This window comes from Pseudomonas sp. GV047 (assembly GCF_003058245.1).
Taxonomy (GTDB): Bacteria; Pseudomonadota; Gammaproteobacteria; order Pseudomonadales; family Pseudomonadaceae; genus Aquipseudomonas; species Aquipseudomonas marginalis.
Genome location: NZ_QCWA01000032.1, coordinates 1 through 2,042, shown reverse-complemented (window position 1 = coordinate 2,042; position 2,042 = coordinate 1). Strand labels below are relative to the sequence as shown.

Sequence of the window (2,042 nt, the reverse complement as noted above, 5' to 3'; positions counted from 1 at the left end):
CGTAAGCGCTCCATAAACCCCACCTGTTCAAAAATAGGCGGCGCGCTTAGCTAGGCGATGCGGGCGAACAGTTCCACGGCAGCAAGGCTTCGTAATCTTCAACCGAGGTTGCCTGTGGCAGGCGCTCAAGGGCGTGGCGCAGCCACGCATAGGGCTCTTGGCCGTTGGCTTTAGCCGTCTCGACCAAACTGTAAAGTTGAGCGCTGGCCGTCGCGCCTTTGGGCGTGTCGCTGAACAGCCAGTTCTTGCGCCCGATCACGAAGGGCCGGATCGCACGCTCGGCCGCATTGTTGTCGATCGGCAAATATCCGGCTTCGGTGTAGCGCACCAACTTGATCCAGTTGCTGGCCAAGTAGCTGATGGCTTTGCCCAGTGCATTTTGCGCCGTCACTTGTGGCTGGGTTTTCTCCAACCATGTTTGCAATTGGGCCAACACCGGCAAGCTGTTTTGCTGTCGGCTTTCGTGGCGATGTTCATCGCCGACTTCTTTTAAATCTCGCTCGATACCGTACAGCTTGTTGATCAGATTCAGGGCGATATCGGCACGCCCGGTTTTACCTTTAGGCTGCACCTTTTGCGCCTCGACAAACTTGCGTCGTGCATGGGCCCAACAGCCTAAACGTTCGACACCGGACTGCGCGCCCAAGGCGTTGTAACCAACATAATCGTCGGTCATCAGGTAGCCGCGATAACCTTCGAGCAGGCGCGACGGAACCTCCTGCGCCCGGCTGGTCGAGTAGTCAAAAAGGATCACAGGCTGATTAGGCGGTCCGCCGGTTTGCACCCACATCCAGGATTGACTGGTCGGCTCTCGATCAGGCTCTTTCATCACCTGTACACGCGTTTCGTCGCAGTGGATGATGCGACTTCCCAGCAGTCGATCCCGCATCAAGTTGAGCAAGGGTTGCAGGTGTTCGCCGCACTGGATAACCCAGCGCGCCAAGGTCTGGCGTGGGATATCGATACCGTGGCGGCCCAGCACTTTTTCGAAGCGGTGAAGCGGTAAGCCATCGACGTATTTGGTCGTCAGCAGCATCGCCAGGACACTTGGGCTGGCCATGCTTTTTTCAATCAGTTGAGCGGGCTTGTCCGCGGTAACCGGTGCGGTCTCGCAATCGCGGCAACCGTAGATCTTGCGGACATGTTTGATCACACGGATTTGCATCGGCACGATCTCCAGCTGCTCGCTGATTTCCTCACCAATGGTGTGCTTGCGGCAACCGCAGGCGCAGGTCAGTTCGTGCTCGGGCAGTTCGTGGATGACGTCGATGCGCGGAAGATCGGCGGGCAGAGGCTTGCGTTTACCGCGATGTTTGGTCGGAGCGACAACCTCTTCTTCCACCGTTTCGTCGACAGACTCGGCCACGCTTTCAACTTCGTTGAACAAGGCCATTTGCGGGGTCGCGGGATCGGCTGTCTGCTCTGACTTACGCCCGAAAAGGCGCTGACGCAACAACGCGTTTTCTTCTTCGAGATGAACGATCTTGCCCTTATCCGACTCGCGCTCACTCAGCATTTGCTCAAGCAGTTGCTTGAGCAAAGCAGGGTCGTCAGGAAGGTCTTTGGGCATGGAAATCATGCCCTGGATTATACCGAATCAGGCGACAAATCGAGGCGTCAAAACTTGATGCGGGCGGTTGCGCCACAAATCAAAACCATCCAATAACCAGTTGAGTTCTTGAACCGTCAGCACGATGGCTTCATCCGAACAATCCGGCGATGTTTTGAAGCGCTCGGACTCCAGCCGCTTTAGCCAAAGGCAAAAACCGTTACGCTCCCAATACAAAATTTTCACTCGGTTTCGAGGCTTGTTGAGGAACACGAAAAGTACCGGGTCAAACACCGCGACCTTAATGTCCAGTTCGACCAGAGCGGCTAGGCCATCGATGGATTTTCGGAAGTCGACGGGTTTGGGGTAGAGATAGACTTTTTCGACTTTTGCGTCGGGACGCATCATGAGGTGCTGGCTCCGGAAAGGAATCGGGAGCACAGCATCGGGGATCAGATGGTGACTTTGAATGTGGGGTTCATGGAGCGCTTAC

2 protein-coding genes are annotated in these 2,042 nt (G+C 55.9%); both read right to left on the bottom strand.

Going from position 1 to position 2,042, the window contains the following annotated elements; translation table 11 throughout:
• Positions 1–46: 46 nt before the first annotated feature.
• The gene (locus tag C8K58_RS32120) at positions 47–1,579 is read right to left on the bottom strand and encodes an IS66 family transposase (protein WP_027604575.1); all 1,533 of its coding nucleotides are present in this window, start codon (positions 1,577–1,579) and stop codon (positions 47–49) included.
• 18 nt (positions 1,580–1,597) lie between these two features.
• A complete protein-coding gene (tnpB, locus tag C8K58_RS32115; RefSeq protein ID WP_019412232.1) occupies positions 1,598–1,957 on the bottom strand; it encodes an IS66 family insertion sequence element accessory protein TnpB in 360 nt (119 codons plus the stop codon).
• Positions 1,958–2,042: the final 85 nt, after the last annotated feature.